This is a genomic window from Haloarcula sp. CBA1131 (genome assembly GCF_008728975.1).
Lineage (GTDB): Archaea > Halobacteriota > Halobacteria > Halobacteriales > Haloarculaceae > Haloarcula > Haloarcula hispanica.
The window spans coordinates 820,847-847,006 of record NZ_RPCY01000001.1; the positions used below are offsets into that span (position 1 = coordinate 820,847).

Genomic DNA, 26,160 nt, shown 5'->3' on the forward strand with positions numbered 1-26,160 from the left:
TTCGTATCTGCTATTCCTCGTAAGGCCAGTTCGGGTCGCGGTCGAGGCCGGTCGGCTCCTCGCAGTCCCCGGCCTCGTCGGGGGAACACGCCCCGTGTTCGCTGAAGTTCTCGCGCGCTTCCGTCAGCGACACATGGTTCGTATCGCTGACGAACTCCGCGTCGCCGAACTGGATTGGGTCGTCGAGCCAGTGACACACCGGACACATCTCGTACGACCCGGGCCGCCCCTCGGGGAGTGTCTGGTAGCCACAGCACGGGCAGTAACCCAGCTCCCGTGCGGCTGGATTACCGGGCGTCTCGGTTGACATATTTCGTGGTATGTGTCTTCACACCATAGAATTACCGACCCGTAGCGGTGCATGATTATCGCTGAGACGAACAGACTACTCCGATTGCGCGTCTTTGACCTTCCTGGCGTACTCCTCCAGTTCGGCGGCGAGTTCGCGTGCCTGGGCCGCCGACAGCGTCACTGAGTCCGCATGTGGTTTCACCGCGTCGAGGTCGGTGTTGTCCATCTCTAACTGGAGTTCGACGTGGTCCGGGTTCTTCCGCGGCGCGGTCACGTTCAGCACGGCCAGGGCCTCCTCCTCGAAGCCGTGGCCCTCTACCTCACCGTCGAGCAGGTCGAAGGTCGTGTACGCGTTGACCTTCATGATGCGGTCGACCATACCGCGTGTTCGCGGGCCGGAGACTTAACGCCCGTTACTCGGCTGCGGTCGCGCCTTCGTAGTCGACCCGTTCGGCGTCCGCCGCCGCGCGGTCGATGGCCCCGTCGAGGTCGAACTCCCTGACGATGTCTCCGTCACGAATCAGTGGTTCCAGTAGCGATTCGGCGTCCTCCGGCGCGTCGCGGTCGGCCAGGCCGATGTGGTGGCCGCCGTCGGCGGTACGGTACACCGATTTTGTGCCGGTGAGCTTCCCCCGCTTGGCCGCCGGCTCGCCGTCCAGTTCCACGATATCCAGCGCGAAGTCCAGCGGATCGGCGTTGGCGACGTAGCCCCCGACGCCGAAGCCGTCGGCCACGTCCCGTAGCTCCCGGAGCGTCGTCGGGGTAAGTCCGCCGGAGAGGAACAGGTCCACGTCCTCGTGGCCGTGGGCGTCCAGCGTCCAGCGAACCTCCCGGACGATGTGGCGGAAGTCCCCGCGGCGGGATCCAGTCGTATCCAGTCGGACGCCCGCGAGGTCGTCGACGGCTTCCGCTGCGCGGAGCGCCTCGTCGACCTCGTCGCTGTAGGTGTCTGTCAGCGCGATGCGGGGCGTCTCCTCGGGGACGGCGGCGTCGAACGCCTGCCACGCCTGTTCCTGATTACCGCGGCCGAAACAGATCATGAGCGCGTGGGGCATCGTCCCACCAGCGTCCCGGTCGATGACCTCGCCCGCAGCGACGTTCGAGATACCGTCGAGACCGCCCAGCAGCGCCGAGCGCTCGATCATCGCCGCTATCGACGGGTGGACGTGACGCGAGCCAAAGGAGAGCACCGTCGACTCCGGTGCGGCGTAGCGGGCCTCTAGCGCCCGCGTCGCGATGCCTGTCGGATGCGAGAGAAAACCAAGGAGCGCCGTCTCCAGGCGACAGAACTCCCGGTACGGCCCCTCGATTCGCATTACCGGGCCGCCGTCGAACAGTTGTCCTTCGGGGAGCGCGTCAACGTCGACGCTCCGTCCTTCAAGCAACTCGGCGGCGTCTTTCAGCCCCGCCAGCAGCTTCCACTGCCCCGTCGCGAACTGGTTCGCCGTCACTTCGGCGACCACGTCCGGGTTCTTTCCGGCGTGTTCCAGCGTCTCCATTGTCCGGTCGAAGTAGGCGTCGGTCGCCCGCCCCTCGCGAATCGCCTCTGGCGAGACGACGTCGAACTCCTCGGTCATAACACGGTGTTTTCAGTGTGGCGAAAAAAGCGGTCCGGTCGGCGACCGGCCCTCAGGACTCCGCTGGCTGGTGAATCTCGTCGAGGTCGCTCACCGTCGGCCCGTTGACGATACGGACGGTCTTGCCGGACCGGACGACGCGGAAGGCGTCGTTGAACTGGTCGTCCGCTGGGACGACGTAGACGTTACTCCGGGGCTGGCTGGCGTCGTGTTCCTCGGTCAGCGCCGCTCGATATGCCTGTGCGAACTCGCTGGCGTCCTCCTCGGCATCCCAGCGGGTCTCCCAGACGTAGCCGTAGCCGCCGGAGCCGTTGCGGTAGGGAACGACGAGGTCACCGCCCCAGCCCGCCGATATCTCGCTCTCGTAGCTGTAGCGGTCGCCCTCCGTCTGGCCGTTGTGGTACATCATCGCGTAGATCGAGGTCTCCCCGACCGTGTCGCCGACCGGGTCGTGGTCGAAGCGGCTCCACTCGTCGGTCGAGCGGTCAGCGACGCTGACGTTCACGGGCTCTTCGTCGGGATATTTCTCCGGATGGAGCACCTGCTCGGTGCTGTCGGGGAAGTCGTCGTGGAGGGCGTCGACGGCGTCCCAGCCGCCGTCAGCGCGCACCTGGTCGACGAACCGCGGCCCGGTGACGTACGGCTGGTAGAGGACGGTGAACAGCCCCTCGTTGTAGCTCGGCTGCTGGCTGGCGTCGTCTCCGTCGCTGCTTCCGCCGTCGTCACTGGTCCGGTCCGGGAGCGCGATACAGCCCCAGCCGTCACCACAGCGGCGCTCGTAGAGGATGCGGACGTAGTTGGCCTCGCCCTCGGTGACGCCCTGCCGTGACAGTTGCGTGTCCTGCGTCTCCGCGGAGCCGTTCAGCCCGAAGTGCTGGTCCTGCAGGGCGTGAACGAGTTCGTGTGAGAGCGTGCGCCGGTCGATCTGTGGCGTCTCCGTCGGGCTGACGATGACGATTTCGTCCTCGCTCGGTGAGTAGTATCCCTGGACCGTCGTCGAGAGCGTGTCGTCGATTTCGTCGCTGCTACCGGAGTCCTCGCCGATGAGCAAGAGCGCTTCCCACACCTGGTCGTTCCAGGGGTCCTGTGGACGACTGCTGCCGCCGCCCTCGTTGCCCCCGGACCGGTTCTGGTACTCCGCCCGGGAGATGACCGAAACCGGGACTGGCTCTTTGAATTCCAAGTCACGGACCTGCTCGACGCGGGCCATCGTCCGGGCGACGACAGCCTCTCGCTCCGTCTCGTTCAGGCCGTCGTCGGTCGTCACCGACACCGAGTCGTCGTACCAGTAGCCGCTCTCGTAGCCGATGGCATCGTCACCGGTCGGTGTTGCAGGGTGGTCGCTGCCGCCGAAGGATGGGACCGTACAGCCCGCCAAGACGACCGCCAGCGCAATGAGCAGTTCCTTACGCATCGTGGACCTCGTCGAGTTCGTCGGCTGTCGGCGCGTTCACGACGGTGACCGTCTCCCCATCGACTCTGACGGCGACAGCGTCGGTGTAGGGGCTATCTTCCTCGATGACCCAGTGGCCCTCCGCGGTTCTGGTACCGCCCCAGTGGGCGATGACCGCTTCCCAAGCGTCAGCGAACTCGCGGGCGTCGGCCTCGCTGTCCCAGGTCGTCTTCCAGACGTAGGCCGTCTCGTCGCCGTTGTCGTAGATGTGCATCCGGCCGCCCTGCCAGCCGTCGGTGGCGGGCAGGTCGTAGTTGTACGGGTCGTCGCTGTCCAGCGATCCGTCCTCGTAGTTGATGACGTCACGCGTCCGGACGACGCTCGACTCGTTGTAGTCATCGGCGATGGTGTACGCCATCGACCCGGCGATGGCAGAGGGACCGACGACGGCGTAGTCGGGCCGGTCCCGGTCGGTCGAGGGTCTGACCCGCTCCCAGTCGTCGCTGGACCGGTCCGCCAGCGAGACGGACTCGGGTTCCCATTCGGGGTAGCGCTCGGGGTAGGTCACTTCGGCGGCCCCGTCGGGATAGTCGTCGTAGGCGTCGTTGACAGCACTCCAGCCGCCGCGTTCTCGGAGGGCTCCAATCAAGCCGGGACCGTCGCTGTAGGGGAAATACTGCATGAAGTTGATGCCGAAGTGGCGGTCGCCGCCGCCACCGCCGCTCTGGGCGGGCCTGTCGATACAGCGCCATTCCTCGCCACAGCGGTCGGTGTAGGTCTGGGTGACGGCGACGGCGTCGCCTTCGACCATTCCGTTTCGACCCTGCACCTGATCCCGCGTCCGCGCGTCACTTTCGAGGCCGAAGTGCTGGTCCTGCAGGGCGTGGACGAGTTCGTGGGCCAGCGTCCCCCGGCTTATCGTCGGCGTCTCGGAATCACTGACGATGACGATTTCACCGCGCTGGCTGCTGTAGTAGCCAAGCACGCTCTCCCCGCGGTTGCTGTTCTGGACGGCGATGGAGTCGCGGTCCTCGCCGATGAAAAACAGCGCCTCGAACTTCGCGTTGTCGAACCGACGCAGCGAATCGCCGGTTTCGCCGCCGCCCGTGTTGTTTCGATACTCGGCTCGCGAGACGACGGAGACCGGCACTGTCTCCTCGAACTCCAGACCGCGAATCCGCTCGACGCGGGCCATCGTCCGGGCGACGACGGCTTCCCGCTCCGTCTCGTTCAGCCCGTCCCCGGTTGTTATCGACAGCGATTCGTTGTACCAGTAGCCGTTCTCGTAGCCCAGCCGGTCCGTCGCAGGCGCTGGCGGGGCGGAGTCGTTGCTCCCGTAGTCGGTCGCGGGCTCGCTCGGCGTCAGGTCGTCGCCATCGGTTTCCATCTCGGGCGACGCACTGGGTGCCTGACAGCCCGCCAGTAACAGCACAACGGCACAGAGAACGACGAGGGCGAAAGGGCGGCGCATCTACCTTTACGCTGGGTTACCACAGTGAAAAGTCACACGCTAATCGCGGGAACGTTCGTCGGTCAGAAAGACTGCTCGTGTTTGTTCCCGCCGTCCGAAATTCACCGTGGGAGTAACTTTCGTAGTCGCGCCCTCCCAAGGTCCCGCATGGAACTCGACCCAGCACAGACCGCTCTGGTCGTCGTCGATATGCAGAACGGCTTCTGTCACCCCGATGGAAGCCTCTACGCACCGGACAGCGAAGCGGCTATCGAGCCCTGCGCCGAACTCGTCGAGCGCGCCCGTGAGGCCGGCGCGAAAGTCGTGTTCACCCGCGACGTCCATCCACCCGACCAGTTCGAGGACACTCACTACTACGACGAGTTCGACCGGTGGGGCGAACACGTCGTCGAAGGTTCCTGGGAGACCGAACTCGTCGAGGACCTCGACCCGCAGGACGAGGACCTGACCGTGGTCAAGCACACCTACGACGCCTTCTACCAGACGGAACTGGAGGGGTGGCTCGACGCCCACGGCGTCACGGACCTGGCTATCTGTGGCACGCTCGCGAACGTCTGCGTGCTCCACACCGCCTCTAGCGCCGGCCTGCGGGACTACCGCCCGATCCTCGTCGAGGACGCCGTCGGCTACATCGAGGACGACCACCGCGAGTACGCGCTGGAACACGCCGACTGGCTGTTCGGCGAACTGACCGACCGGGGCGAACTCGCCTTCGCCTGAGATGGGGGCTGACCCATTCGCGGCGACATGGCCGAGGTCAAGGAAGGTCCCGAGTACGACCTGGACTTCCGCGCACATCCCGAGCGGTACGACAAATCGTAGTTACAGAGACGCCTCGTCACCGGTCGTGGCCTGCTCGATAGTCACCTGCACCTCGTCACCGACGGCGAGGTCGATGGTCTCACCGACGAGCTTCGCGCCGAAGCGTTCGCGGCCACAGAACAGCGCGATGCCGGTTATCGGTTCGCCGTTTGCCAGGACGGTCAGGTCGTCCCATGTGACCGTGCGGCCGTCCGCTGTCCCGACGTGCTGGCCTGCAAGGGCTGCGGCGTCGGTTCCGTCACGGCCCAGCAGCCCGCCTCCGGAGTAGTGTGGGAGCCCGCCGTCGAGGACTCCGGAATCGCCGCCGTCGGCGTCGTTGGCGATGCCGACGAAGGATTCACCAGGTGCCGGATGAGCAGGTTCGTCAAGTCGGACCCACGTTTCGCCGCCGGCGACGACGGTGCCGGTCCCGTCCCAGGAAAGCGGCGTCACGTCGACAGCCACGTCGACCGGCAGCGACCCCGACGCCCGGTAGGGGTTCGCGTCGGGATCACGGAAGCCGAGGTGGATGTGGTTCGGGACCCACGGCGCGAAAAAGCCCGCCCGGACCAGCTCCCCGAGGTCGTCGCCGACGGCCACCGTCTCGCCGGGTTCGACGGCGGGGTCGACATGCAGCAGCCGAGCCACAGTGTCGCCGGTGTCGATCAGGATGAGATGGTCGTGTTCGGCGGCGTAGGCCTTCGGCGGGGCCTGCACCGTCTTCGTGTCCAGCACTTCGCCGGCGACCGGCGACGGCGCGCGCTCGCCGTCTGGGTAGAGGTCGATGGCACACCCCTTGTCGTGGGCGTCGAACGGCGAGTTGTACAGGGAAAAGCGGTAATACTGAAAGAGTACGCCTCGCGGTATCGTGACGACCATCGGCGGCGATTAGGCGTGTGTCGGTATGGCTCTGTCGCCCGAGAGTTCAAGACCCATGCCGAGGCCACCGGTTCGTGTGCGCTGACGACGACCGCGGCGGGGGCAGCGGGAGCGCGACACGTCCCGCCGCGACGGCCATGTGTCGCCTGTTCGCTATCCACCGCTGAGGGGTATCTGCTTGACCGGCGGACCGTTTTAAGCCCGAGGGGCCGTACGGTCCGCTATGCGTCTGCTACGGGGTCGCACCGCCGACCCGGAAACCGACTTCGAGCGGACCCGCGAGATGGCCGAGACGGTCGCCGAGGACCGCGAGCCAGCCCTGCGAGCCTGGCGACCGCACAGACAGGTCGCATTCGGCCGCCGTGACACGAACAGCGACGGCTACGACCGAGCGCGCCGGGCCGCTCGCGACCGGGGCTACACCGTCACCGAGCGCGCCGTGGGGGGTCGCGCCGTCGCCTACACCGGGTCGACTGTCTCGTTTTCCATCGCCGTCCCGACCGATGACCCGCGAGGGTCTATCGATGACCGCTACGAGTGGGCCAAAGCCGCTGTGAAGCGCGCGCTCGACGACTGCGGCGTCACCGCTCGGACGGGCGAACCGGACGCCTCTTTCTGTCCGGGGAGCCACTCGCTGCAGGCCGATGGCAAAATCGCGGGGCTCGCACAGCGCGTCCGCCAGTCCGTCGCTGTCGTCGGCGGCATCGTCGTCGTTCGGGACCACGAGGCTATCGCCGAGGTGCTGGCTCCCATCTACGAGGCAATCGATGTCCCGTTCGACCCCCAGAGCGTCGGGAGCGTCGCCAACGCTGGGGGAACCGACGACCCCGAACAGGTTATCGTGGCGCTGGAGCGGTCGCTGGCTGACGGCCCCGACGTGTCGGTGAGCGCTATCCGAGAGACTTAGGGGTGCGCCCGGCCGACTGGGCGTATGCTCATCCGTAACGCGACGCTGCCGGACGGCCATCAACGCGATGTCCGGGTGCGTGGCGAGTCCATCGTCGAAGTCGGCCGCGACCTCGACGCATCCGACCAGCACGTCATCGAAGCGACTGGCAAGCGTCTGTTCCCGGGAATGATTGACGCTCATGTCCACTTTCGCCAGCCCGGCTACCCGCACAAGGAAACGTGGGAGACGGGATCACGGTCGGCGGCGGCCGGCGGCGTCACGACGGTCGTCGACCAGCCAAACACCGACCCGCCGACCGTCGACGGTGAGGCGTTCGACCAGAAAGCCGAGTTCGCCGCCGACTCCGTCGTCGACTGGGGTATCAACGGCGGCGTCACGGCCGACTGGATTCCGAACGTCCTCCTGCGCCGTCGCCTGTTCGCACTCGGCGAGGTGTTCCTCGCGGATTCGACCGGCGACATGGGTATCGAGGCCGACCTGTTCGCCGACGCGCTGGAGGCCGCTGCTGACACCGACGTGCCGGTCACGGTCCACGCCGAGGACGCCGACTACTTCAACGACGATGCCAAGGCTCGCGACGACGCCGACGCATGGAGTGCGTTCCGGACCGCAAAGGCAGAAGCGGAGGCCGTCGAGCGGGCCTGTACAGTCGCGAAAGAACACGACGCGACCATTCACATCGCTCACACCTCCACGCCGGAGGGCGTCGACATCGCCAGCGAGGCCGGAATGACGACCGAAGTGACGCCCCATCACTTGCTGCTCTCTCGGCGCGACCTCTCGGAACTGGGGACGTTCGGGCGAATGAATCCGCCACTGCGCCGCGAGAAGCGCCGCCAGAAGCTCTACGAGCGTGTCGTCGACGGCACCGTCGACATGATCGCGACGGACCACGCGCCACACACCCGCGAGGAGAAAGACGCCAGCATCTGGGACGCGCCGTCGGGTGTTCCCGGCGTCGAGACTGTCCTCCCGCTCCTACTAGCCGAAGCCCGGGACCCGGACAGCGGGCTCACCTACGAGCGCGTTCGGGACCTCACTGCACGCAACCCGGCCGACGTGTTCGACATCCCACAGAAGGGTGCCATCGAAGCCGGCAAGGACGCCGACCTCGTGCTCGTCGACACGACCGAGACGAGTGAGATCAGCGGTGCGGCGCTCCACTCGAAATGCGACTGGACGCCGTTCGAGGGCCACGATGCGGTGTTCCCTGAATGGACGATGGTCCGGGGGACGGTCGTCTACGAGCGCGGCGACGCGTTGGCTGACGATGCAACGCCGCAGGAAGACGTGTTCTACGACCATCAGGGCGAGAACGTCCGCGGCCCGGACAGCGAGCGGCTAGAGTAACGCCGCGACGACTGAGGTCCCGACCATTATTCCGCCGCCACCGCCACAGAGCCGGGCCATTGCCCGCCGCGAATCGCGCTCGGTCCAATTGCTTCGCATGCCCATGTGTTCCTGCATGGCTTCGATGCCGCGGCCGGCGAGTATCGACCCCGACCAGCCCAGCAGGCCGAAGCCGAACACGAGCGCACCGAGGGCGAACACCGTCGCTTCACTCGACCGTGCATCACCGGTGTAGAGCGTCCAGCCCACCATGCCGAGGCCACCAAGCAGGAGGCCGACGACCAGCCCACTCCCCACCAGTCGCGCCCGGGCCGCGACGTACTGCCGGAGTCGAGGTGGGTCACCGCTCTGGGCCATCAGTCGATCGCGTCACGCATCCGCGGGTCGAGCGCGTCGCGCATCCCGTCACCGAGCAGATTGAACCCGAGGACGGTGATAGCGAGGAACAGCCCCGGGAAGAAGGAGAGCCACCACTCACCAGTCAGGAGGCCGTTCTCGACGCCTCGGGAGAGCATCAGGCCCCACGACGGCGTCCCGGCCTGTGCACCGAACCCGAGGAAGGACAGGGCCGCGAGGTCGATGATGGCGAGCCCGAAGTTCAGCGTCGACTGGACGGTAATCGGCGCGAGCGTGTTCGGCAGGATGTGCCGGACGAGCACCCGCGGGTCGGTCGCGCCGAGCGCAACTGTCGCGTCGACGTACTCGTCTTCGAGCACTTTGAGCGCGGCTCCGCGGACGACCCGAGCGAACCGCGGCGTGTACACCAGCACGAGCGCCACCACGGCCCGCCAGAGCCCAAGGTCTCGCGGGAAGATGGCGACCAGCGCAAGTGCGAGCAACAGCGGCGGGAACGCCAGTAGGACGTCCATCGTTCGCATGATGACGTTGTCGGTCACGTCGCCGTAGTACGCCGCAATAATACCCAGGCCGACACCGACGGTAGTCGATGTACCGACGGTAATCGTCCCGAACTTCAGGGCCAGCCACGCGCCGTACAGGCTCCGCTTGTAGATGTCACGGGCCGCCGCGTCCGTCCCGAACAGTTGTTGATTCGCGGGCGCGGGACCGAGCCAGCCGGGCGGTGCGCGGTCAGCGATCTCGGTACCGAGCTGTGAGCTGGCAAGCGCGCCGAGGTCGTAGGTCACGCGGGCGTAGATGGCGACAGCGGCCATGCCGAGGATGATCGTCAGCCCGACGACGGCGAGGCGGTTCGTCAGCAGGTCGGCGAGGAACGGGGACGCCCGCAGGCGTCCCAGCGTGCCCCGTGTCTCGGTGTCCGTACTCATTGTTGAATCCGTGGGTCGAGATAGCTGTATGTGACGTCGACGAAGAGGTTCACGAGCGTAAACAGCAGGGCGAAGGTGAGCACCGTTCCCTGTACGACCGGGTAGTCCGAGACGCCGATGGCGGTGACGATAGTCAGCCCCATCCCGTTGATACCGAACACGGTCTCGGTCAGGACTGCCCCGCCCAGCAGCGTCCCGAACTGGATACCGATGACGGTGACGACCGGAATCAGCGCGTTCCGGAAGCCGTGTTTCATCAGCGTGATTTTCGCGCCCTGACCCTTCGCCCGCGCGGTCCGGATGTAGTCCTGCCGGATGACTTCGAGCATCGAGGAGCGCATCATCCGCGAGATCAGTGCCGTCGAGTAGACGCCGATGACCACCGCCGGCAGGAACAGGTGATGCGCCGCCGAGAGGAAGGCCTCGGTGTTCCCGAGCAGTATTGTATCGACTGTTATCATCCCGGTAAGGGGCAGCTCACGGCCGAGCAGCGTCCAGGTGTCGGGCAGAAATAGCGTTGAGGCGATACGCCCGCTGGTCGGGAACACGTCAAGGTACGTCGAGAACAGCAGGATGAGCAGCGGACCGGACCAGAATATCGGGACGGAAATACCCGTCAGTGCTCCGATTCGGGTGACGTGGTCCGTCAGCGAATCCTGCTTGACCGCGGAGATGATGCCCAGCGGCAGTCCGAGCAGGATACCCGCTGCCTGGCCGTAAATCGCGAGTTCGAGCGTGATCGGCAGTCGGTCGGAGATGACCGAGCGGACGCTGTTCCCGCGGCTAATGCTGTAGGACTGTCCGAAGTCGAACCGTGCTGCGTCCCACAGGAAGGTCAGGTACTGCTCCCAGAGCGGCCGCCGAAGTCCCAGTTCAACACGTATCTGTTCGAGCTGTTCGGCCGACGCTCGCTGGCCGGCGATAATGATAGCCGGGTCGCCCGGAGCCAGGTGGAGGATCGCAAAGACGACCGACGCGACGCCGAACAGCACCGGGATGAGCAACAGCAGTCGCTTGATGACGAACCGTGGCGGTACCACCGGCTCAGCCAGCCTGAAAAGAAACTGTGTCCAGTTCATTCGGAAGTTCCCTTGAAGCGCTACTGCAGTTCGACTGTGTTAAGATACGGGCCACCTACGGAGCTGATCGTGTAGGTGTCTTCGACGACAGCCTCGTTGACCGCCCGGAGCGTCTCGGCGTAGTCGATGAACACCCACGGGGACTCGTCGTAGGCTATCTGGCTGGCCTCTTCGTACATCGTCTCGCGGTCGCTCTCCGCGTAGGTCTTCTGGGCTTCCCGGACCAGTTCCATGTAGTCGGCGTTGGCCCAGCCGGACACGTTGAGGGTGTTGTACCCGTCGGCGTCGAAACTGACCCAGTCCTGCCCGTCGGGGACGGCGTCCATCTCGACCTGTGGGTCCAGCAGGACGTACAGGAAGTTGTCCGGGTCGGCGTTGTCGGTGTACCAGCCGAGGAAACACGCGTCGTGTTTCCCGGCCGACGTGTAGTCCAGATACGGCCCGAAGTTGGAGAACTGGTTGATGTTGACCGTCAGACCGATTTCCTCCAGGTCAGACTTCACCTGATTCGCCGTGTTGACCGGGCTGGGGTTGTATCCGCGAGGGTTCGAGAACGTCGCGAGTTCGAACTCGAAGCCGTCGCCGTAGCCCGCCTCTTCGAGCATCGACTGGGCCTTCTCCTTGTCCGTCGGATACGGATCGAGGTCGTCGTTGTGCCCGAGCACGTCCGGTGGGAGCGGCTGGGAGGCCTGGGTCGCAAAGCCCTGGTAGATCTGGTTGACGATGGCCTCGGTGTTGACGGCGTGGGCGATGGCCTGACGGACCTGCCGGTCCCGGAACGGCTCGAACCGCGCCATGTTCATCGCCATGTAGCCGTGGTTGATGCCGTCCTTCCGCAACAGCGTCGCCGTCCCGCTTTCCTCGGCGCGCTGGAAGCCGGAGGAGTCGAGGTTGTCCGTGATGTGTGAGGCCCCGTTGATGACGTCCTGCACTCGCGTGCTGTTTTCGGTGATGGTCTTGAAGATGACCGTTCCGACGTTCGGGCCGTCGCCCCAGTAGTCGTTGTTGGCCCGCAGTCGGATGCGCTCGTTCGGGTTGTCGAGCGTATCGAACTGGAAGGCCCCGGTGCCCGCGGGTTCGCTTCCGAGGTCGGCCTGATTGTCGCCCATCGATTCGATCTGGGCTTTCGAGAGGACTGCCGAGGCGAACATCGCGAGGTTCCGAAGGAACGGCGCGAACTGCTGTGTAAGCTCGATTGTCAGCTCGTAGTCCTGGCTCGCGTCGACGCTTTCGATCCAGTCGCCGAGCGTGAACGGACCGTACCCCGACCGGGTATCGTCGCCGAGGTAGTACTCGTAGTCGCTCTGGGTGAACCGCTGCCAGGTTGCCTTGAAATCTGACGCGGTGAACTCTTCGCCGTTGTGGAAGGTTACACCTTCGCGAAGCGTCAGCGTCGCGGTAGTTCCCTCGAGAGTGTAGTCGGTCGCGAGCGCGTCTTCGAGTTGGCCGCCGCTCCCGGCCGCGAACTGGATGAGGGTGTCAAACACCTGATTGGTGACCTTCGCCACCTCGCCGCTGGTCGACTGCTGTGGGTCGTAGTTTTCCGGGTGGTCACCGCGGGCGTACACGAGCGTCTGGTCGCTTCCGCCGTCCCCGCCGTCGCTACCAGTGCCGTCGCCACCGTCTCCACCTTCGGTTCCGCCACCATCGCCGCCGTCGCCGGAACAACCTGCGAGCGTTGCGGCTGCCGCAGCACTGCCGGCCGCGGTAAGGAAGCTCCGTCTGTCCAGAGAATCACCGGATGACATGGAACTTTGTTCAAACAGATCTATTATAATTGTACCGGATAGATCAATGATTCTGCTATATATCTCCTGAGAGTTATGTGCAGCTAAGTAATATTATTCAGTTACTGCTTTCGTCCTCCTGTTCGTAGAGGTGACACGCTGCTGGGTGGGAGTCCGGTTGCAGCTCGGGGTGCTGTGTCTCACAGACGCTTTCGAATCGATCCCGTAGCGCCGACGCGGCGGCGTCCCAGTCCTCGTCCGCGAGATGCTCAATCGACGTTTCGACGACGCGGCGGTTCTCTCCGGTCAGGCTCGTTTCGAAGAACCGGTCGACCATCGTCTGTTTGAACGCTGCCATCGGTACCTCTCCCCTGCCGCTCGGCGGCTCGGTAAGGTCCGCGCCACCGTCCGTCGCCGCTGTGGCACTGTCGGTTTTTCGGGCCTGCTTCCGAACTGCATCGATGGCGATGGCCTCGTCCTCGACCCGTTGCCGGTAGTCCATTACCTCGCGGTACGTCTCCTGTTCGATGTCGATGTCGGGCGGGATGACTTCGGGACAGCGTGTCCGGAAGTGACAGCCCGACGGCGGGTCGATCGGCGACGGAACGTCGCCTTTCAGCAGTATCCGGTCGGCCTCCACGGTCGGGTCCGGTTCCGGGATCGCCGACATGAGTGCCCGCGTGTAGGGATGTTTCGGGTCCGCGAACAGGTCCGGCGTGTCGGCGACTTCGACCACCTCACCGAGATACATCACCGCGACCCGGTCACAGATGTGGCGAACCACGCTCAGGTCGTGGGCGATAAACAGATACGTTAGGCCGAACTCATGCTGGAGGTCCTCCAGAAGGTTGATTATCTGTGCCTGGACGCTCACGTCCAGCGCCGAAACGGGTTCGTCACAGACGATGAAATCGGGGTCGACGGCGAGCGCGCGAGCGATGCCGACCCGCTGGCGCTGTCCGCCTGACAGTTCGTGCGGGTAGCGGTCGTACTGGTCCGGATCGAGCCCCACCGCCTCCATGAGGTCGGCCACGCGGTCGACCCGCTGTTCCCGGCGTGAGCCGTCACCGGTGTCTTCCGGCAGGTCGTGGATCTTCAGCGGCTCCATGATCGTCTGGCCGACTGTCATCCGCGGGTCGAGGCTGGACATCGGGTCCTGGAAGATCATCTGCAGGTCCCGACGGACTTCCCGCAGGCCATCCTTGTCGAGGTCCGCGAGGTCTTGGCCGGCGAAGACCACGGTCCCGTCTGTCGGTTCTAGCAGTCTGAGGATGGTCCGGCCAGTCGTCGATTTCCCACAGCCGGACTCGCCGACGAGCCCCAGCGTCTCGCCCTCGTAGATATCCATCGAGACGCCGTCGACGGCCTTGACCGACTCCGGCTCGCGCCCGATGTACTTGTCGAGCAGGTCGTCGGCCCGCGAGAAGTGTTTTTTCAGCCCGTCGACCTCCATGAGCTGTCTGTCCGTTCGCGTCGTCTCCGTCGCGGCGACGCCGGCGTCGCCAGTACCGTATTCGTCTGTATCGAACGATTCGAGGATACATTTCGAGCGGTGGGTGACGTCGTCCGGCCCGTGCTGGAGATACGGAATCTCGCCCTCGCGACACTCGGGCTCGGCCCACGGACAGCGGTCAGCGAAGTGGCACCCTTCGGGCATGTCGATGAGGCTGGGAACGTTTCCTTCGATTGGAGTCAGCCGCTCCGTTCCCTCGCCCGGTATCGATTCCAGCAGCGTGTACGTGTAGGGATGTGACGGGTTCTGGAATATCTCCTCGACCGGCCCCTCCTCGACGATTTCGCCGGCGTACATCACGGCGACGCGGTCGCAGGTCTCGGCGACGACGCCGAGGTCGTGTGTGATGAACAGGACCGACATCCCGAGGTCCGCCTGGAGGTCGTCGATGAGGTCCAGAATCTGTGCCTGGATAGTCACGTCGAGCGCCGTCGTCGGCTCGTCGGCGACGAGCAACTTCGGGCGGCACGCCAGCGCGATGGCGATGAGGACGCGCTGGCGCATCCCGCCGGAGAACTCGTGGGGGTACTCGTCGACGCGGTCGGCCGGCTCCGGGATTCCGACCTCTTCCAGCAGCGAGATAACGTCCGACCGGATCTCCTCGTCCATCTCGCTGCCCCGGCTGAGCGAGGGCGTAATCTCCCGGACGGCGTTGAACCACGAGTCGTTCCGCTTGCTCCCGTAGCGGTGGAGGCGCAGGCTCTCCGCGACCTGCTCGCCGACCGTTATCGCGGGGTTCAGCGATGTCATCGGGTCCTGGAAGATCATCCCCATATCGCCGCCGCGGATGTCCCGCATCACCCGCTCCGGGGCTGCCGTCAGGTCGACGTAGCCGTCGGTGATCGTGACGGGCGCGTCGCCGCCCTCCGGAAGGGCCTTTTTCGGAGCTTTCCGAATGAACTGCTCGGCGAGCGTCCTGTCGTCAGCCGTCGTCGAAACCGAGTCGGGGACACGGTTCCGGTCGACCGTCGCCGCGTCGATGGTGATGAAACCGCTGTCGCTGTCGGCCGTCCGTACTGCCTTCGGATACTGCCGAGACAGCCGTGTGACTGTCTCAAGCGCGCCGAACCGGATCTCCCCGCCGGCGATGTGTCCGGGCTCGTCGACGATGTCCATTGCCGATAACGCTGTGACGGATTTCCCTGATCCCGACTCGCCAACCAGACCGACGGTTTCGCCCTCCCTGACAGTGAGGTCGATGCCGTCGACGGCTTTGACGGTGCCGCGGTCCGTCTCGAACTGGGTTCGGAGGTCAGATAATGTTAAGAGGTCGCGCATCTGTCGCCTTCTTCTCAAAATACCAGTAAAACTGTTGTGCCACTGGCCCACCAACAATTTATCCCGGCCGCCGCCACACTCGACGTATGAACGACCCTGTCGACCCCGAGTCTAACCCCTTCGACCGTGTCGTCGGTCACTGGGAGCAGGTCATCGAGGACATGGCGGCCACGGCGACACAGTACCGCGACGACGGGCGCGAGGCTATCGAACTCCACCCCGGAGACGTGGCGGTACTGACCGGCGAGCCGCGAACGATGGCTGAACAGACTGGCGAATACGAGCCGGAGACCCGGCGGCTCGGTTTCGATGTCGTGGTTCCCGGCGACGAGTTCCGGCGGGTCGCCGACGCGCTCGAAGACCGCACCGTCGAGCGCAGCGAGGTGTTCCGGGCGACCGACGACGGGATGGTGTTCCTGCTCGTCGCGCTGGAATGTGGCGACGACCTCGCCGTGCTCGTGCCGCTGTACTACGACAAGACCGACCGCGCGGACCTCTCGCAGGTCGCCGCCGACCACGGACTGTACTCACACATCCGACCGCTCACCGACGACGAGGTTGTCACCGTCACCCACGAGGACCCTGAACCGTTCTTCCCCGAGTGAAATCTGGTTCCGGATGGGTCACAGACCGCTTAGCTACGAGGTCTCTCGGACTCGGTTCAGCCGGTATGCCGGCACGCCGAAAACGATCCCGTAGAGCAGCCGGTTGCCGATGACACCGACACCGAAGCCCGAGAGAACGGCCGCGAGTACGAGTGTCACCGACGCCTCGGAAAGCGTCACGAGGCCGGCGACAGCCCCGGACAGCACGATGAACGCCGCCAGTGCGGCGACCTCCGGGTAGACGCCCGGGACCGCGTCGTGTTCGACGACAGCCACCGTGATCCCCGTCAGGAGTCCGAACCCGACAACCACCGCCAGTACGTCGACCAGTGCTGTCCCCGCCTCCGCGTAGCCAAGCACCGCCCCGCCGATGCCAATGGCGAGGTCGGTCCGCAGCACTTTCTGTGTCGCTTCGTGGACCGACATCGATGGCTGTGTATCGGGGTCGATACCGTCCATTTCAGCCGTGTCTACTCGTCGACTTGGAATTCATTCCCACACTCCGGACAACACACCTCGTCGTGTCGCAGCGCCGCGGACTGCTCGCGGACCTCCCGCATCACCGAGGAAATCCGGTCTTCGGCCTCCATCTCGTCCTCGACGGCGAGGTCGACACCCTCGACTTCGAGGAGGAACTTCGCGACCTCGGTGGCCTCGTACATCACGTCGTCGAGGTCCTCAGCGGTGAAGAAGTCACACATCGCGCCGTAGAGGAACGTCGCCCCGGCCTTCCGGACCTTGTCCTCGAAGGCCGCGCGGGCCTGATTGACCGCCTGTGGCGTGTACGTGTCCGTCATGAACGGGACGAGTTCTGGGAGGTTCTCCCCGATTTTCGTCATCTCGACGCCAGTTTCGGTCCGGAAGTCAGCACAGAGGCGGGCGATGGCCCACTCGCGGGCGGTGATGTACGTCCGGTCCCGGAGGAAATCGTTCGCGCGGTCGTAGGTCCCGCCCTCAATCTTCTTGAAGCGGTCGTACTTCTGTACGTCGGACGGGACGTCACTGGCTTCCGACACCGCTGCCTCGCCGGCCGGCCCGGCCGGCGCTGACTCCTCGGTGGCCGAGTCGGCGGGGCCGCTTTCCGTGGTCTCGCCGTCGTCGGCCCCGTCATCCGCGGCCGCCGGGTCGTCCGGCTGGTGGCCGGCCGAACCGTCGTCTGCCGCCTCGACATCCGTCTCGTCCGGCGGTGCGCCCTCAGTCATAGCCGGGAATGCGTGCCCGCGGTGAAAAAGGGTATCGCCGCCGCCCCGCTGTCATGGTCTTTCCCCGACAGTTCAGCCGGGTGGCTTTTTTACCGCTCCCATGCATGGCCCGACTATGAAAATACTGCTCGGTGTCGGGGGCAGCGAACTGTCCTACCAGGCACTGACCGAGACACTCGAACGCGTATCGGAAACAGGCGACGAGCTGACCGTCGCTGTCTTCGAAAACGGCGACATCGACGCCGACCTCGAAACGGTCCAGCAGCGGATACAGGAGTATATCGACGAAAGCGGGCTCGAGCCGCCGATCCGCCACGTCGAAGGCACCTCGCCGGGCAGCGAGCTGGTGAACATCGCCGAGAGCGAGGAGTTCGATAGGATCGTCCTCGGCGGTGGCGGCCGCTCGCCGCTCGGGAAGATACAGCTCGGCCCCATCGTCGAGTTCGTCCTGCTGAACGCACAGACGCCAGTGACTCTCATCCGATGACTCGAACGTACCCAGACGAACCCGCCGAAGAGTTCCCACAGCCGCCACGGACGATCACCGACCGCAAGGACCGTCCCATCGACGTCATTCCCGCCGACGACGCCGATACGGAGAGCCTCGTCGAGATGTATCTCGACTTCGACCCTGCCGACCGTGCGCAGGGCATCCCACCGGTCAAAGAGGAAGCGATCCGTGAGTGGCTCGAAACGATCCTCGACGGCGACTGTGTCAACGTCGTCGCCAAACACGACGACACTGTCGCCGGCCACGCGACGCTGGTCCCGGACAACGAGGACGAGCACGAACTCGCTATCTTCGTGCTACAGGCCTACCAGGGCGCTGGTATCGGGACGGCGCTGGTCGAGACGCTGCTGGGTCACGGTCAGGCCGAGGGCATCGACCACGTCTGGCTCACCGTCGAGCGGTGGAACGACCCGGCGATATCGCTGTACGAGAAGGTCGGCTTCGAGATCAGTAGCGCCGAGAGCTTCGAGATAGAGATGGCGATCCGTCTCTAAACGGTGAGCACCGGCTGGCTGGCGTACTCGATGACGTAGATCGCCGCGCGCCCGACGGCCTCTTCGCCCTCGCTTCTCTCCTCGCGCGGGACGACGATGAAATCCGCGTCGACGTCCTCCGCCACATCGAGGACGACGCTGCCCGGTGTCTGCATCAGTCGTGTCTCGGAGAACGCGGTCGCGGACGACGTTTCGAACGTGCCGTCGTGGACGTCGCGGAACCGTTCCCGGATGCTCTCGGTGAACGCTCGATGCTCCTCGGCGATCGCGGTTGCGCTCACGTCGCCGCTGTCGATATCCTGGTGGAGCCGTTCGTCGATGACGAACAGCAGGTGGAGATCGGCGTCGTACCGCTCCGCGACGGCGATCGCGTACTCGGCCGCTCGTTCCGACTGGTCGCTGCCGTCGACCGGCGCGAGTACGAGGTCGATGTCCATCACTCGCCAGTGCGGCCCCGGCCGGCAAAAATCCACCGAGGTTCGTGCCGACCCCGTGGCGTCATCCGGAGCGTCCCTCGCCGTGACCAACAGTGTATTTAGTCGCGGCTTCGATGCGTGGTGTATGTTCGATACGGTGGTCATCGCCACGGACGGCTCCGGCAGCGCAGAGCGGGCCGTCGAAGCGGCGCTGGACCTGGCAGCGCGCTTCGACGCAACTGTCCACGGGCTGTACGTCGTCGACACCGGCGAGGTTGAGACGACTCCCGAAGAGGTTCGCGAGGCGCTGGAGCGCGCGCTGGCGACCACTGGCGGCCGCGCCCTCTCGTTCATTCTGGAGGCCGCCGACGCCGAGGCAGACGAGGAGCTCGTCACTGCCGTCCGGGAGGGTGACCCGGCCGACGAAATCTGCAAGTACGCGGCGGAACACGACGCCGATGTCATCGTCAGCGGGACTCGGGGCCGCCACGGCGAACATGGATTCCTGCTGGGAAGCGTCGCCGAGGAACTCATCCGGGAGGCCCCCATGCCGGTGCTGACGGTCCGCCAGCTCGAAGGCGAGCCAAACCCCGAGCGCGAGGACGTGTAACGGAACCCGACGGCTTCTTGACGCCCCGCCCGCTTGCTGGGGCATGGACGATTGGCTCATCGACGACGACCGTCTCTCTATCGGCCGCAAATCCGTACTCCCCGGCGAGGGGTTCTTTATCCCGGATTCCTACGAGGAAGAGCAAGCCGAAGCGGAAGCCGCCGAGACGCTGGACGACGCCGGTGTCATTGTTATCGCCGACCCGGACGCAGACGGACTGGCCTGTACCGCACTGATTCGCGAGGCCCACGGAGAAGGCGCACTGCTGCCTGCCGGCCCACACGAACTCACCGAAGCGCTCGAATGGACCGCCGAGTACGCCGACCCCGACGCGACCGTCTTCATCTGTGACCTCTGTCCCGACCGCGAATCCGACATCGCGCCCCTCGATTCGCTGATCGAGCGCGTCGAACGCGTCGTCTGGTTCGACCACCACCAGTGGCCCGACGACCTCGCCGCCGACGTGGACGCGGCCGGCGTCGAGCGCACCGTCGGAGATAGTGAGGAAGTGTGTACCGCTGACGTGGCGCTGTCGGAACTCGACTACGACTTCGACGAGCAGTGGGCCGACCTCGCCGCCGTCACCCGCGACCACGACCTCTGGATCCGCGACGACCCCCGAAGCGACGACCTCGCGGACCTCTCGTACTGGAGCGAACCCGAGGAGTACATCGAGGCGGTTCGCGACCACGGCCCCGACCTCTCGCCGGAGTTCCACGAGTTCCTCGACGAGAAGCGCGTCGAGAAGGAGGCGCTCATCGAGAAGGCCGTCGAGCGGGCCGAACTCCGCGACGTCGGCGAGTGGACGGTCGGCGTCACCTACGGCCGCTGCTCACAGAACGAGGTCGCCGAGGCGCTGCGCGAGCAGGGCGCTGACGCCGCCGTCATCGTCAAGCCCGCCGGCTCCGCCTCGATTCGTGGGACGGATAACTTCGAGCGCGCCCACGAGGTCGCCCAGCAGGTCAACGGCGGCGGCCACCCGAAGGCGGCGGGCTGCAAGCCCGACATCTACGACGACATGATGGACTACGCCCACCACTGGACGACGCAAGGGGCCGTGGCGAAACAGGCTATCGTAGACGCCTTCCGACGGCTGCCCGAGGAAGAAGCGGAAGGCGTCGATACCGACCGATAGGCGGGCCCGTGAACGAACTGAACGGTATCTCGCCCCCTGACACAACGTTGATTTATCTCTCCCCCGTCACTGCCGGGTGATGTCCGAGTCCCTCCACACGCGAATCGCGCGCGAAACAGCTGTGCGACGGCGACTCGGAAGCGCCGTTGCCGTCGGCGTGACGCTGTACGTCCTCGACGGCTCGGTACGGTATGCTGCGGTCGCAGCGGCGCTCGCCTTCTGTGTCTGGCTCGTCGCCGACGCCGCCCAGGCCACTGTCGGCGACTACGCCGACCACATGGTGTTCGGGCTCCTCGTGTTCGGCTTCGTGGCGTACACGGTCGCGGCCGCCGGCCTAACGTGGGTCGTCGTCCCCGGGGCGCTTCTCGGCTGCTGGTTCATGATTGACGGCATCCAGCACCTCCGGCACGGCGTCACCCGCAATGAGGTCGGGGTGTCGTACTCACACGATGGCGGCCCCGTGACGGGCCTGCCGAAGGCACTGCTTGTCAGACTTGCCGAACCGTTCCTGCTGTAGGCCCGGGGACTACTCCCCGACGACCCACTTGTCGCTGTACCGTTCTCCACAGGCACAGACTGCGTAGGCGTGGACCACGTCTCCCTCGGCGTAGAGCCCGCCTACGTCCTCGTTCTGTTCCTCGGCGAAGGCGAAGACGAATCGGGTCGTGTGGTCGCTCTCCGGCTCCTCCTCGGCGATCGGACAGACCGCGTCGGTCAGGTCGTCGTCGATGTCGCCCTCGGTTCCCATCGCCTGCTGAGCCAGTCCCATCGGGTCGATGCCCGTCGCCGACTGGAACGCGCTGCGGCCGTCGTCGCCCGGCAGGACGAGGACGTGGCCGTCCTCGACTTCGTCTGCGTACTCGGCCAGCGCGCCGGGGTTCGAGACGGCGTCCTCGTGCAGGAAGAAGAGCACGTCTTCAGGCCGCTCGCCCGCCAGAAACTCCGTGTGTTTGGTCATGCAGGGGGAGAGTCACTCGCCGGGCAAAAGTGCCGCGTTCCGCTCGGGAACGAGACGCGCTGTGTCGCCGCCCCTTCCAGCCTCACTTTTAGGCTCACTCGCCTAGTATAGTCGTCCATGACCGACTTCGGCGAGTACGTCACGGATATCGTCCACGAACCGACCCAGACCGACAGCCCGGGGTTCGACCTCACCGTCGGCGAAGTGTACGAGGTCGTCGAGCCGGGGCGGATCGACTTCGGCGGCGGCGAACTCGACGCGGCCGGCGTCACACCCCATTCGAGCGAGAAGCGGAATCCGGACGACGACTACGAGTGGTGGACGCTGCGGGCCGGCCAGTATCTCGTCGAGTACAACGAATCGCTGACCGGCGCGGCGACGGTGACGCTCCAGCCGCGGACGGAACTGCTCGAACGCGGCGCGACGCACCCGACACTGCACGTCGACGCGCTCCCGCGCGTGCCGCTATCGGTCGGCGGCGCGGGGCTACAGCTCAAAGAGAATGCCAGAGTCAGTACGATTGTCGCGGCCGAGGAGTAAACGGGTAGACAATCCGTCTCATACGGATTGTTGTAGCGATTTACCGGTATGTGTCGACCCCGTGATCGGCACTATCCGGAAATAATCTACAACAATCCGTATCAGGCGTTGACGTCTTCGAGATGGCGGCTGGCGACGACCTTGCCAGTCGGCGTGAGCGTCGGCCCGTCGGACGCGTCCTGAACGAGGCCGTCCTCGGCGAGGTCCTGGAGAATCATCGACACCTGTGAGGAGTCCTTGCCGAGAATGCTCGCCAGCGGCATCCCGTCCATGTCGCCGGTCGAGTACATGGCGACCAGCACCTCCTTCTTGTCCTTGGTGAGCTCGACGTTTTTGAGCTCCTCCATGAGCTCGGCGTACTCGCGGCGGAGATAGCGCCCGAGGATCGACATCTTTCGACTCGAAGCCATCGCGGCCAGCGTCGTCATGGCTGTCCCGTCTTTCATGTGCCGGACTGTCAGCACCGGCCGGCCCGTGCCGTTGATCTCCCGCGTGTTCCGGTCGAAGTCTGACACCGTTTTGAGATCGACGTTGAACGATCCGTCCTTGCGTCGGAACTCGACGTTACCGGGTGTGAGAAAGAGCTTCGCAGTCTTGAACGACTCGTCGGTGACGCGGCCACCGACGCGGGCGCGCTCTTTGACCGTCGTTTCGGTGCCGTTGATGACAGCCTTGAACAGCACTGTCCCGAACTTCTCGATCTTCTCGTCGCCAGCCTCGATGGCTGCGACGAGCCGCTTCCCCCTGTGTTCGAAGGCGATCGTCACCGTCGAGTCGAAGAAATCGCCCAGGTCGGGCGGGACCTGCCCGATGGCAATGTCGAAAATCGAGTCCAGCGGGATCGTCAGCTTGTCGTCCTCGCTTGCGGCCAGTACCAGCCGCTTTTGCGAGAGGACGATCCGACCCCTGATAGGGTCGCCCCGACCGGCCACTTCGGAGTTGAATTTGCCGACGAAATCCGCGATCACTGATTCCGACATTCGTCCGTTACCCGATGTACATCAGCACTGATATTGAGCGTTTCGCGCGAGTATCAGCAGCAAAAATCGGCTTCATTCGGGAGAACGGGGGCTAACGGCGTCAGTTGTCGAGGTTTCGAGCAATATCTGACAGCGAGGCGTCCGGCCCGCCGGTCGCCGTATAGACGACGCGCTTGCCCGGCGTTCGGAGGCCGTACTCGGTTCCGTCGGTTACCACGTCGAGATGTGCTGACCCGCCGAGCGAGACTTCGCTGTCGGCGACCCACTCCGTGAGGCGGTTCGTCCCGTCCCGTTCGCGGGCCAGTCGGCGGTTGTCGGCGACGTGTGAGAGCACCGGCTCGCCGTCGAGATTCGTCTCGACGACGGCGTGGTACCGGTCGCCGTCCAGCGCGAGGTGGACGGTGTCGCCGTCGTCGAAATCGAGTTCGTCCGGGAGCACGACCCGCGGTCGGTCGGTTCGGCCGACCGACTCGACGGGAACGCGATGCGTCTCGACGGTTTCGTGGTCACTGGGAACGCGGTCCGGCACTGACTTACTCGTCGTCGTCGCCGAGGAGTTCGGCCACGTCGTCGCTGCCGCGGGCCGTGATCTTCGCGTTGATCTGGCGCGTGTCGTCGCTGACCTCGCGGCCGCGGACGGTGATGCGCTTGCGCTCGCCGTCGGTGGTCGGTTTGAAGCCGACGCCGCCGTCGGACATGATTTCTTTCGTCATGACGCCGCGAACGTCGGGTCGCATCGGTCGGCCCGAGGTGTCCGACCCGCCGGTCAGTTCGAGCGTGTAGCCATCGAGGCCGACAGCGCCGCCGTCGACCTCGTCGCCGAGCTCGCGGCCGATGAAGCGGTTTGCGTCCTGTCCGTCGACGTCGATCTGGTAGGTGTGGCCGTCCTCCGGATCGGAGACGGCGACCGTGAATTCTGCCATACCTGTTCTCAATCAACCGCGCTTCAAAAACGCGTCGAACCGTCCGTCCCGGTCGCACCGTCTCAGCGTCACGGTTACTGGTCAGCCATCGCATCGCTCGCGATTGAGCGGCCGCGGGCCTCAAGCTGGACCTCCCGGCGTGTCCGGACCGGTTCGAGGATATCGGCTTCCATCAACCGGTCGTACACGGCTTCGACTTCCTCTATTTCCATATCGACGAAGTCCGGAATCTTGAACGGCGAGATGCCGGAGTACAGCGCCATCAGCACCTGCGTCTCCTTATCCGAGAGGTCCACGTCGTCGGCGATGTTGCGCTGCTCACCTTGCCGGACGAGTCCCTCGATGAGCGAGACGTGACGTGGCGTCCCCGAAATGTGAGTCTCGACGCTGGTCCCTTCGATGGTGTGTTCGACCTCCAGCAACGGTCGCTCGTCGCCCCGAATCGTCTTCTCCTTGGCCTCGACGGTCCCCACGTCGTCGATGTCAAGTTCGACGAACGTACCGCTGGCGATGGCCAGATTGATGCAGTCGCCGTCGAGTTTGAGTCGCCCCTTCTCCCAGCCGCCGTCCTGAACAACGCCACCCTTGACTGCGGGGTGGTTGACGAGGACGACGGTCTGGTCGAGCAGCGTGCTGTAGAGGTTCTCCTGAAATTCCTCGGCCTTTTTCGCCGAGATGAGCGTCACGTTCCGGCCGGCCTGCACCTTGATGTAGCTGTCAACTTGCGCGAGGGGCTGGTTCATCTGGCTGGCCGTGACGCTGCTGACCTTCGACAGCGGGATGGTCCGCTTGCCGTCGTTGGTTGCGAGGACGAGACGCTTGTTCGAGAGGAGTATCCGACCGGGTAGCCACTCGATGTCGTTTCGCTTGCGCCCGTCCGAGACGACCTGGACGAACTTCCCCTTCGTATCGACCAGTGCGTGTTCTCCGTCGCTCATCGGTTAGCCAGCTATCGCTCTGGTGTACGCCCCGCCGCGTCTTAATCCACTCGGCTGACTCATCCGCGGCCACCGAGCTTCGAGATAGCCGAGAACGCCTTCTTCCTGACCACGTCGTGTTCGGTTTCGTCGATGAGTTTATCCAGCGTCTTCCGGGACCGTTCGCCGCCGACCTTCCCGAGCGTGAAGATGGCCTGGCCCCGAACGTTGGGGTCGACGCCGTCGTCCTGGACAATTTTGAGTAGTCGCCGCTCGACCATGTTGTCGTCGTCGCCGAGTTCGGCGAGGCTGGTCGCGGCGAACTGTCGGAGCATCTGGTCGTCGTCGTCGAGCGCGTCGACCAGTGATTCGATGACGCGGTCCCGCTCTTCCTGGCTAGTGACTCGACCGAGCATCCAGGCGGTGTTGCGCCGCTGGGCCGACTGCGTGCTCTCTTCGAGAATTTCGACCAGCGGCACGACGACGCTCCGGTCGTCCGTGTTTGAGAGTTTCTCGACGACGGTGTCGCGGATTTCGTGGCTCTGGTCGGTCGGGACGTTCGACAGGAGTTCGATGAGCGAGTAGACTGCCGTCCGCCGAACGGCAGCCGACTCGTCTGAGAGGGCTTCGATGAGATAGTCCACCGGCCGGTCGTTGCCGAAGTTCCCGAACGCGCCGACGGCGATGCGCCGGACCCGTTCGTCGTCGTCCTCGTACAGCGGCAACAGCGCCTGGAGCGCCTGCCGGTTCCCGATGTTCCCCAGCGCGTCCGCTGCCTCGCGCCTGACGGCGGCTTTGGGGTCCGACAGGACGTTTTCGAGCGGGTTCGTCGCCCGCGAGTCGCCGATCTTCCCGGCTGACCGGGCCGCTCGCGCCCGCACTCGTGGGTCCGGGTCCTCGAAGCGCTCTGCGAGCTTCGGGACCGCGTCGGCCTGGTCTAAGTTTCCGAGGCCGTTCGCGGCCGCCATCCTGAGTTCGGGCACATCGGCGTCAAGCACCTGCATGTACGCCTTCGCCTTCACCCAGTCTGCGGCGTCGTCTTCGAGGTCGACGCCGGCCATTCCCCCGATGAGTTGCGTGATGGCGTCGTCGCCGAGTTCGTCCAGCGAGTCGATAGCCGCGCCGGTGATCGCGTCGCTGTCGCTCTGGGCCGCGTCCACGAGCGCGTTGACCACGTCGCGCCGGTCGTCGTGGTCGTCGAAGTTCCCCAGTAGCTCCGCGGCGCGGGTCTTGACCCGCTCGTTGTCGCTTTCCCTGAGGAGGCGGATGAGTTCCTGTGCCTTGCCGTCCCGTTCCAGTTCGTAGAGGCTCATT

The 26,160-nt window shown here is 65.2% G+C and carries 30 protein-coding genes; 10 read left to right on the forward strand and 20 right to left on the reverse strand.

Annotated elements, in window-relative coordinates; genetic code table 11:
- Positions 1–10 precede the first annotated feature (10 nt).
- From Har1131_RS04245 to Har1131_RS04265, 5 genes are all read right to left on the reverse strand, one after another.
- The gene (locus Har1131_RS04245) at positions 11–310 is read right to left on the reverse strand and encodes a CPCC family cysteine-rich protein (RefSeq protein WP_014041373.1); all 300 of its coding nucleotides are present in this window, start codon (positions 308–310) and stop codon (positions 11–13) included.
- 75 nt (positions 311–385) lie between these two features.
- Positions 386–670: a DUF6360 family protein gene (locus Har1131_RS04250; protein WP_050037117.1), complete on the reverse strand. Its 285-nt coding sequence runs from the start codon at positions 668–670 to the stop codon at positions 386–388.
- 34 nt (positions 671–704) lie between these two features.
- Complete coding sequence (locus Har1131_RS04255; RefSeq protein ID WP_014041372.1) at positions 705–1,868, reverse strand: nicotinate phosphoribosyltransferase; 1,164 nt, start codon at positions 1,866–1,868, stop codon at positions 705–707.
- A gap of 52 nt (positions 1,869–1,920) precedes the next feature.
- Positions 1,921–3,282, reverse strand: coding sequence for an Hvo_1808 family surface protein (locus tag Har1131_RS04260; RefSeq protein ID WP_151145186.1), 1,362 nt, complete (start codon positions 3,280–3,282; stop codon positions 1,921–1,923).
- The gene (locus tag Har1131_RS04265) at positions 3,275–4,732 is read right to left on the reverse strand and encodes an Hvo_1808 family surface protein (RefSeq protein WP_151145189.1); all 1,458 of its coding nucleotides are present in this window, start codon (positions 4,730–4,732) and stop codon (positions 3,275–3,277) included. Before Har1131_RS04265 ends, Har1131_RS04260 begins: the two co-directional genes overlap by 8 nt.
- 147 nt (positions 4,733–4,879) lie before the next feature.
- Here Har1131_RS04265 and Har1131_RS04270 point away from each other — a divergent pair, with 147 nt between their 5' ends.
- The gene (locus tag Har1131_RS04270) at positions 4,880–5,452 is read left to right on the forward strand and encodes a cysteine hydrolase family protein (RefSeq protein WP_146416869.1); all 573 of its coding nucleotides are present in this window, start codon (positions 4,880–4,882) and stop codon (positions 5,450–5,452) included.
- 102 nt (positions 5,453–5,554) lie between these two features.
- On the opposite strand, the gene Har1131_RS04275 is transcribed toward Har1131_RS04270, so the two are convergent.
- Positions 5,555–6,412 (reverse strand): hypothetical protein, encoded by an 858-nt coding sequence (locus Har1131_RS04275; protein ID WP_050037113.1) that lies wholly within the window; start codon positions 6,410–6,412, stop codon positions 5,555–5,557.
- A 223-nt stretch (positions 6,413–6,635) separates the two neighbouring features.
- Here Har1131_RS04275 and Har1131_RS04280 point away from each other — a divergent pair, with 223 nt between their 5' ends.
- Complete coding sequence (locus Har1131_RS04280; protein ID WP_014041367.1) at positions 6,636–7,319, forward strand: lipoate--protein ligase family protein; 684 nt, start codon at positions 6,636–6,638, stop codon at positions 7,317–7,319.
- 24 nt (positions 7,320–7,343) lie between these two features.
- The gene (locus Har1131_RS04285) at positions 7,344–8,672 is read left to right on the forward strand and encodes a dihydroorotase (protein WP_146416871.1); all 1,329 of its coding nucleotides are present in this window, start codon (positions 7,344–7,346) and stop codon (positions 8,670–8,672) included.
- Here Har1131_RS04285 and Har1131_RS04290 read toward each other — a convergent pair.
- The 5 genes from Har1131_RS04290 to Har1131_RS04310 all read right to left on the reverse strand — a co-directional run bounded on the left by Har1131_RS04290 (position 8,664) and on the right by Har1131_RS04310 (position 15,555).
- Complete coding sequence (locus tag Har1131_RS04290; protein ID WP_146416872.1) at positions 8,664–9,029, reverse strand: hypothetical protein; 366 nt, start codon at positions 9,027–9,029, stop codon at positions 8,664–8,666. The genes Har1131_RS04285 and Har1131_RS04290 overlap by 9 nt on opposite strands.
- Entirely contained in the window at positions 9,029–9,958 is a 930-nt protein-coding gene (locus tag Har1131_RS04295) for an ABC transporter permease (RefSeq protein WP_014041364.1), read from the reverse strand. The genes Har1131_RS04290 and Har1131_RS04295 overlap by 1 nt, the downstream gene beginning before the upstream one ends.
- On the reverse strand, positions 9,955–11,037 hold the full coding sequence (locus Har1131_RS04300; protein WP_014041363.1) for an ABC transporter permease: 1,083 nt from the start codon (positions 11,035–11,037) through the stop codon (positions 9,955–9,957). Before Har1131_RS04300 ends, Har1131_RS04295 begins: the two co-directional genes overlap by 4 nt.
- Positions 11,038–11,057: 20 nt before the next feature.
- The gene (locus tag Har1131_RS04305; RefSeq protein ID WP_014041362.1) at positions 11,058–12,785 is read right to left on the reverse strand and encodes an ABC transporter substrate-binding protein; all 1,728 of its coding nucleotides are present in this window, start codon (positions 12,783–12,785) and stop codon (positions 11,058–11,060) included.
- A gap of 97 nt (positions 12,786–12,882) precedes the next feature.
- Positions 12,883–15,555 (reverse strand): ABC transporter ATP-binding protein, encoded by a 2,673-nt coding sequence (locus Har1131_RS04310; RefSeq protein ID WP_151145198.1) that lies wholly within the window; start codon positions 15,553–15,555, stop codon positions 12,883–12,885.
- A gap of 86 nt (positions 15,556–15,641) precedes the next feature.
- Between Har1131_RS04310 and Har1131_RS04315 the strand changes: the two genes are divergently transcribed.
- Positions 15,642–16,160 (forward strand): hypothetical protein, encoded by a 519-nt coding sequence (locus Har1131_RS04315; protein WP_050007271.1) that lies wholly within the window; start codon positions 15,642–15,644, stop codon positions 16,158–16,160.
- Between the two features lie 33 nt (positions 16,161–16,193).
- Here Har1131_RS04315 and Har1131_RS04320 read toward each other — a convergent pair whose 3' ends face one another.
- Positions 16,194–16,619, reverse strand: coding sequence for a hypothetical protein (locus Har1131_RS04320; RefSeq protein ID WP_146416874.1), 426 nt, complete (start codon positions 16,617–16,619; stop codon positions 16,194–16,196).
- A gap of 11 nt (positions 16,620–16,630) precedes the next feature.
- Entirely contained in the window at positions 16,631–17,362 is a 732-nt protein-coding gene (locus Har1131_RS04325) for a DUF5806 family protein (RefSeq protein WP_151145201.1), read from the reverse strand.
- A 115-nt stretch (positions 17,363–17,477) separates the two neighbouring features.
- Between Har1131_RS04325 and Har1131_RS04330 the strand changes: the two genes are divergently transcribed.
- Both Har1131_RS04330 and Har1131_RS04335 read left to right on the forward strand, forming a co-directional pair.
- Positions 17,478–17,849 (forward strand): universal stress protein, encoded by a 372-nt coding sequence (locus Har1131_RS04330; protein ID WP_014041358.1) that lies wholly within the window; start codon positions 17,478–17,480, stop codon positions 17,847–17,849.
- Positions 17,846–18,367 (forward strand): GNAT family N-acetyltransferase, encoded by a 522-nt coding sequence (locus Har1131_RS04335; protein WP_008307801.1) that lies wholly within the window; start codon positions 17,846–17,848, stop codon positions 18,365–18,367. Before Har1131_RS04330 ends, Har1131_RS04335 begins: the two co-directional genes overlap by 4 nt.
- Here Har1131_RS04335 and Har1131_RS04340 read toward each other — a convergent pair.
- Positions 18,364–18,804 carry a universal stress protein gene (locus Har1131_RS04340; RefSeq protein ID WP_008307802.1) on the reverse strand — a complete coding sequence of 147 codons (441 nt, stop codon included), beginning with the start codon at positions 18,802–18,804 and terminating at the stop codon, positions 18,364–18,366. The two genes, Har1131_RS04335 and Har1131_RS04340, sit on opposite strands and share 4 nt — an antisense overlap.
- Before the next feature lie 124 nt (positions 18,805–18,928).
- On the opposite strand from Har1131_RS04340, the gene Har1131_RS04345 reads away from it, so the two are divergent.
- The 3 genes from Har1131_RS04345 (at position 18,929) to Har1131_RS04355 (ending at position 21,045) form a co-directional block, all read left to right on the forward strand.
- Complete coding sequence (locus Har1131_RS04345; protein WP_014041357.1) at positions 18,929–19,393, forward strand: universal stress protein; 465 nt, start codon at positions 18,929–18,931, stop codon at positions 19,391–19,393.
- A 43-nt stretch (positions 19,394–19,436) separates the two neighbouring features.
- The gene (locus tag Har1131_RS04350; RefSeq protein WP_050007269.1) at positions 19,437–20,528 is read left to right on the forward strand and encodes a DHH family phosphoesterase; all 1,092 of its coding nucleotides are present in this window, start codon (positions 19,437–19,439) and stop codon (positions 20,526–20,528) included.
- A gap of 79 nt (positions 20,529–20,607) precedes the next feature.
- Entirely contained in the window at positions 20,608–21,045 is a 438-nt protein-coding gene (locus tag Har1131_RS04355; protein WP_050037104.1) for a hypothetical protein, read from the forward strand.
- A 9-nt stretch (positions 21,046–21,054) separates the two neighbouring features.
- Here Har1131_RS04355 and Har1131_RS04360 read toward each other — a convergent pair whose 3' ends face one another.
- On the reverse strand, positions 21,055–21,486 hold the full coding sequence (locus Har1131_RS04360) for a DUF5807 family protein (protein WP_014041354.1): 432 nt from the start codon (positions 21,484–21,486) through the stop codon (positions 21,055–21,057).
- Positions 21,487–21,603: 117 nt separating this feature from the next.
- Here Har1131_RS04360 and Har1131_RS04365 point away from each other — a divergent pair, with 117 nt between their 5' ends.
- Entirely contained in the window at positions 21,604–22,026 is a 423-nt protein-coding gene (locus tag Har1131_RS04365; RefSeq protein ID WP_050007268.1) for a dCTP deaminase, read from the forward strand.
- Positions 22,027–22,127: 101 nt separating this feature from the next.
- Here Har1131_RS04365 and Har1131_RS04370 read toward each other — a convergent pair whose 3' ends face one another.
- The 5 genes from Har1131_RS04370 to Har1131_RS04390 all read right to left on the reverse strand — a co-directional run bounded on the left by Har1131_RS04370 (position 22,128) and on the right by Har1131_RS04390 (position 26,159).
- A complete protein-coding gene (locus tag Har1131_RS04370; protein ID WP_014041352.1) occupies positions 22,128–23,006 on the reverse strand; it encodes a CheF family chemotaxis protein in 879 nt (292 codons plus the stop codon).
- A gap of 100 nt (positions 23,007–23,106) precedes the next feature.
- A complete protein-coding gene (locus tag Har1131_RS04375; protein ID WP_151145204.1) occupies positions 23,107–23,535 on the reverse strand; it encodes a hypothetical protein in 429 nt (142 codons plus the stop codon).
- Positions 23,536–23,539: 4 nt separating this feature from the next.
- On the reverse strand, positions 23,540–23,929 hold the full coding sequence (locus Har1131_RS04380) for a 30S ribosomal protein S6e (RefSeq protein ID WP_014041350.1): 390 nt from the start codon (positions 23,927–23,929) through the stop codon (positions 23,540–23,542).
- Between the two features lie 74 nt (positions 23,930–24,003).
- Positions 24,004–24,867, reverse strand: coding sequence for a CheF family chemotaxis protein (locus Har1131_RS04385; protein WP_014041349.1), 864 nt, complete (start codon positions 24,865–24,867; stop codon positions 24,004–24,006).
- 59 nt (positions 24,868–24,926) lie between these two features.
- Positions 24,927–26,159 carry a HEAT repeat domain-containing protein gene (locus Har1131_RS04390; protein WP_064288694.1) on the reverse strand — a complete coding sequence of 411 codons (1,233 nt, stop codon included), beginning with the start codon at positions 26,157–26,159 and terminating at the stop codon, positions 24,927–24,929.
- Position 26,160: the final 1 nt, after the last annotated feature.

What these genes read in the sequence shown, in the direction of transcription:
- Har1131_RS04245 (WP_014041373.1), bottom strand. Translation starts at nt 310, where the DNA reads ATGTCAACCGAGACGCCCGGTAATCCAGCCGCACGGGAGCTGGGTTAC.
- Har1131_RS04250 (WP_050037117.1), bottom strand. Translation starts at nt 670, where the DNA reads ATGGTCGACCGCATCATGAAGGTCAACGCGTACACGACCTTCGACCTG.
- Har1131_RS04255 (WP_014041372.1), bottom strand. Translation starts at nt 1,868, where the DNA reads ATGACCGAGGAGTTCGACGTCGTCTCGCCAGAGGCGATTCGCGAGGGG.
- Har1131_RS04260 (WP_151145186.1), bottom strand. Translation starts at nt 3,282, where the DNA reads ATGCGTAAGGAACTGCTCATTGCGCTGGCGGTCGTCTTGGCGGGCTGT.
- Har1131_RS04265 (WP_151145189.1), bottom strand. Translation starts at nt 4,732, where the DNA reads ATGCGCCGCCCTTTCGCCCTCGTCGTTCTCTGTGCCGTTGTGCTGTTA.
- Har1131_RS04270 (WP_146416869.1), top strand. Translation starts at nt 4,880, where the DNA reads ATGGAACTCGACCCAGCACAGACCGCTCTGGTCGTCGTCGATATGCAG.
- Har1131_RS04275 (WP_050037113.1), bottom strand. Translation starts at nt 6,412, where the DNA reads ATGGTCGTCACGATACCGCGAGGCGTACTCTTTCAGTATTACCGCTTT.
- Har1131_RS04280 (WP_014041367.1), top strand. Translation starts at nt 6,636, where the DNA reads ATGCGTCTGCTACGGGGTCGCACCGCCGACCCGGAAACCGACTTCGAG.
- Har1131_RS04285 (WP_146416871.1), top strand. Translation starts at nt 7,344, where the DNA reads ATGCTCATCCGTAACGCGACGCTGCCGGACGGCCATCAACGCGATGTC.
- Har1131_RS04290 (WP_146416872.1), bottom strand. Translation starts at nt 9,029, where the DNA reads ATGGCCCAGAGCGGTGACCCACCTCGACTCCGGCAGTACGTCGCGGCC.
- Har1131_RS04295 (WP_014041364.1), bottom strand. Translation starts at nt 9,958, where the DNA reads ATGAGTACGGACACCGAGACACGGGGCACGCTGGGACGCCTGCGGGCG.
- Har1131_RS04300 (WP_014041363.1), bottom strand. Translation starts at nt 11,037, where the DNA reads ATGAACTGGACACAGTTTCTTTTCAGGCTGGCTGAGCCGGTGGTACCG.
- Har1131_RS04305 (WP_014041362.1), bottom strand. Translation starts at nt 12,785, where the DNA reads ATGTCATCCGGTGATTCTCTGGACAGACGGAGCTTCCTTACCGCGGCC.
- Har1131_RS04310 (WP_151145198.1), bottom strand. Translation starts at nt 15,555, where the DNA reads ATGCGCGACCTCTTAACATTATCTGACCTCCGAACCCAGTTCGAGACG.
- Har1131_RS04315 (WP_050007271.1), top strand. Translation starts at nt 15,642, where the DNA reads ATGAACGACCCTGTCGACCCCGAGTCTAACCCCTTCGACCGTGTCGTC.
- Har1131_RS04320 (WP_146416874.1), bottom strand. Translation starts at nt 16,619, where the DNA reads ATGGACGGTATCGACCCCGATACACAGCCATCGATGTCGGTCCACGAA.
- Har1131_RS04325 (WP_151145201.1), bottom strand. Translation starts at nt 17,362, where the DNA reads ATGACTGAGGGCGCACCGCCGGACGAGACGGATGTCGAGGCGGCAGAC.
- Har1131_RS04330 (WP_014041358.1), top strand. Translation starts at nt 17,478, where the DNA reads ATGAAAATACTGCTCGGTGTCGGGGGCAGCGAACTGTCCTACCAGGCA.
- Har1131_RS04335 (WP_008307801.1), top strand. Translation starts at nt 17,846, where the DNA reads ATGACTCGAACGTACCCAGACGAACCCGCCGAAGAGTTCCCACAGCCG.
- Har1131_RS04340 (WP_008307802.1), bottom strand. Translation starts at nt 18,804, where the DNA reads ATGGACATCGACCTCGTACTCGCGCCGGTCGACGGCAGCGACCAGTCG.
- Har1131_RS04345 (WP_014041357.1), top strand. Translation starts at nt 18,929, where the DNA reads ATGTTCGATACGGTGGTCATCGCCACGGACGGCTCCGGCAGCGCAGAG.
- Har1131_RS04350 (WP_050007269.1), top strand. Translation starts at nt 19,437, where the DNA reads ATGGACGATTGGCTCATCGACGACGACCGTCTCTCTATCGGCCGCAAA.
- Har1131_RS04355 (WP_050037104.1), top strand. Translation starts at nt 20,608, where the DNA reads ATGTCCGAGTCCCTCCACACGCGAATCGCGCGCGAAACAGCTGTGCGA.
- Har1131_RS04360 (WP_014041354.1), bottom strand. Translation starts at nt 21,486, where the DNA reads ATGACCAAACACACGGAGTTTCTGGCGGGCGAGCGGCCTGAAGACGTG.
- Har1131_RS04365 (WP_050007268.1), top strand. Translation starts at nt 21,604, where the DNA reads ATGACCGACTTCGGCGAGTACGTCACGGATATCGTCCACGAACCGACC.
- Har1131_RS04370 (WP_014041352.1), bottom strand. Translation starts at nt 23,006, where the DNA reads ATGTCGGAATCAGTGATCGCGGATTTCGTCGGCAAATTCAACTCCGAA.
- Har1131_RS04380 (WP_014041350.1), bottom strand. Translation starts at nt 23,929, where the DNA reads ATGGCAGAATTCACGGTCGCCGTCTCCGATCCGGAGGACGGCCACACC.
- Har1131_RS04385 (WP_014041349.1), bottom strand. Translation starts at nt 24,867, where the DNA reads ATGAGCGACGGAGAACACGCACTGGTCGATACGAAGGGGAAGTTCGTC.
- Har1131_RS04390 (WP_064288694.1), bottom strand. Translation starts at nt 26,159, where the DNA reads ATGAGCCTCTACGAACTGGAACGGGACGGCAAGGCACAGGAACTCATC.